Source organism: Candidatus Planktophila sp., from assembly GCF_044348745.1.
In the GTDB taxonomy this organism is placed as follows: Bacteria; Actinomycetota; Actinomycetes; order Nanopelagicales; family Nanopelagicaceae; genus Planktophila.
Genome location: NZ_JBIKSG010000054.1, coordinates 1 through 2,780, shown reverse-complemented (window position 1 = coordinate 2,780; position 2,780 = coordinate 1). Strand labels below are relative to the sequence as shown.

The window sequence follows — 2,780 nt, the reverse complement described above, 5'->3', positions numbered from 1 at the left end:
CAGAAACATCTGGACGCATTAGGAATCGCATACGTTGTTAATCCCCGAATGGTCCGTGGGTTGGATTACTACACCGGCACTACCTTTGAATTTGTCCATGAACTTCTGGGTGCTCAATCAGGCATCGGTGGAGGCGGACGATATGACGGATTAATGGAACAACTCGGAGGTCAATCACTATCTGGTATCGGATTTGGTTTAGGCGTTGATCGCGCCCTTCTGGCGGCAGAAGCGGAAGGCGTAATTGGCAATGAGGATTTTGTTTCAGATCTCTTTATTATTCCTTTAGGGGAGGTAGCAAAAGTCAAAGCGCTCACTATTGCTGCCGATTTAAGAAGTCATGGCAAAACAGTCGAAATTGCTTTTGGTGATCGAGCGTTAAAGGGGGCCATGAAGGGCGCTGATAAGAGTGGCGCTACCTATGTCGTAGTCCTTGGCGAATCAGAGATTTCCAATGGAACTGTTGAATTGAAAGAGATGAAAACTGGGCACACATCTTCAGTTAAGATTGACTCATTGCTCGAAGCTATCTAAAACGGGAAAATTGGACTAATTTATGTTGCGTACACATGAAGCAGGATCACTTCGTAAGTTACATACGGGTCAAACGGTAACCCTTGCAGGGTGGGTATCTCGTCGACGCGATCATGGTGGGGTGGCTTTCATTGATCTTCGAGATGCGTCGGGCTCAGTTCAGGTTGTTATACGAGATGAAAAAGTTGCGGGATCTTTGCGTGCCGAATGGTGCTTGATGATCACAGGAGAAGTTGTTTCCCGTCCAGATGGAAATCAGAATTCAAACATCGCGACCGGTGAAATAGAGGTCATGGGGGACACTGTTGTAGTTCTTTCAGAGTCTGCGCCCCTACCTTTTCCAGTTGATAGTGGCGATGACACAGATATCAATGAAGAAGTTCGTTTGAGATACAGATATTTAGATCTTCGTCGTGAAAAGCCAGCACATAACCTTCGTTTGCGATCAAAGGTCACCTCGACCATTCGTCGGGTAATGGAGGAAGAAACTTTTCTAGAGATCGAAACTCCCTATTTGACTCGATCGACACCGGAAGGTGCTCGTGACTTTTTAGTACCAGTTCGCTTACAACCTGGTAGTTGGTATGCACTTCCACAGTCTCCGCAATTATTTAAGCAATTATTGATGGTTGCAGGCATGGAAAAGTACTACCAAATTGCCCGCTGTTTCCGTGATGAGGATTTTCGCGCAGATCGTCAACCAGAGTTCACTCAACTAGATATAGAGATGTCATTTATTGACCAAGAGGACATTTTGGCAGTTGCGGAAAAGATAGTCGCTCGCATTTGGAAGGAAACTGTTAACTACGACATTCCGCTTCCATTGCAGCGCATGACTTATGCAGATGCCATGACGCATTACGGATCGGACAAGCCAGATCTTCGGTTTGGAAATCAGTTGGTTGATCTCACCTCGTTTTTCCTTGAGACGCCATTTAGAGTTTTCCAAGCACCATATGTAGGTGCTGTCGTTATGCCTGGAGGAGCAACCTCTGCACGCCGTGAGTTAGATGCTTGGCAGGACTGGGCAAAGGCACGCGGGGCCAAAGGCTTGGCTTACATTCTGGTAAATGAAGATGGAACTTTGGGCGGACCAGTTTCTAAAAATATTTCTGAAAAGGAAACTGCCGGCATTGTTGAAGCAGCTGGTGCCAAAGTTGGAGATGCGATTTTCTTTGCAGCCGGTGATCGCACCGCTTCGCTTAACTTGCTTGGAGCGGTTCGCTTAGAAATCGGTAAGCGATGTGGGCTAATTCCTGATGGCAAGTGGGAATTTTTATGGGTTGTGGATGCTCCTATGTTTGAACCTACAGATAACGGAGGTTGGACAGCCGTTCACCACCCATTTACCGGACCAAAACCAGAGTTTGCATCTACATTTAAGTCAGATCCTGCATCAGCACTTGCTTATGCATATGACATTGTTTTGAATGGAACTGAATTAGGTGGCGGATCTATTCGTATCCATGATCGCACCATTCAGAAGGATGTTTTTTCTGTCATTGGATTAAGTGATGAAGAGGCCAACAGTAAGTTCGGTTTCTTGTTGGAAGCTTTTAATTATGGTCCACCTCCACACGGTGGAATTGCGCTAGGTCTAGATCGTGTGTGCGCACTCCTCACTGGGTCTGACTCGATTCGTGAAGTCATTGCTTTCCCAAAGACTGCCAGTGGAGGAGATCCATTAACCGGTGCTCCCACTCCAATTACTCCCGCTCAACGTAAAGAGAGCGGAATCGATTGGGTTCCACAAGCAAAAGCCAGCGAAGATAAGTAAGGGTCAGGTAGGCTAAAGACATGGGTCCTGGAGGAATAGCAACAATCATTGCGGCGTCATCGTTAGCGGTGATCTCCCTTGCAATCGCATATGTCGTTATTCGGGTTGGTCGCTTAGTGGACGAGGCAAGTGCATCTTTGAAAGTCCTGACAGAAGAGACTGCGCCATTGATCGATGAGTTGAACACCACTGTGACCCTTGTAAATGGTCCTCTTCACAGCATTAACCGCGTGACAAAAAATATTGAAGAAATGTCTGACAAGGTAAATGAAGCAACATCATCTTTTGTGAACAAGAACGGGTCTGCAGTGAAAGTAGCTGGGGCGATTTTGTCTGCTGCTCAAATGAGTAAAGGCCGCTCAAAGAAGAAGAAGGCGGAGTGATCCTAGCTAGTGGAATCCGCCGAGATCCGTTCGCGCTGGCTGCGCTTCTTTGAATCTGATAATCGTCAGGGTTTAACGCATACAGT

At 46.7% G+C, this 2,780-nt stretch carries 3 protein-coding genes; all 3 read left to right on the top strand.

Going from position 1 to position 2,780, the window contains the following annotated elements; all coding sequences use genetic code 11:
• Positions 1 to 534, top strand: a 534-nt coding sequence (locus tag AC9UH7_RS06190) for a His/Gly/Thr/Pro-type tRNA ligase C-terminal domain-containing protein (protein ID WP_509596273.1), incomplete at its 5' end; no start/stop codon positions are given.
• 22 nt (positions 535 to 556) lie between these two features.
• Positions 557 to 2,311, top strand: coding sequence for an aspartate--tRNA ligase (gene aspS / locus AC9UH7_RS06185; RefSeq protein WP_509596271.1), 1,755 nt, complete (start codon positions 557 to 559; stop codon positions 2,309 to 2,311).
• A gap of 20 nt (positions 2,312 to 2,331) precedes the next feature.
• Positions 2,332 to 2,694 (top strand): DUF948 domain-containing protein, encoded by a 363-nt coding sequence (locus AC9UH7_RS06180; protein WP_509596269.1) that lies wholly within the window; start codon positions 2,332 to 2,334, stop codon positions 2,692 to 2,694.
• Positions 2,695 to 2,780: the final 86 nt, after the last annotated feature.

Coding starts and splice junctions, on each gene's coding strand:
- AC9UH7_RS06180 (WP_509596269.1), top strand. CDS start 2,332: ATGGGTCCTGGAGGAATAGCAACAATCATTGCGGCGTCATCGTTAGCG.
- aspS (WP_509596271.1), top strand. CDS start 557: ATGTTGCGTACACATGAAGCAGGATCACTTCGTAAGTTACATACGGGT.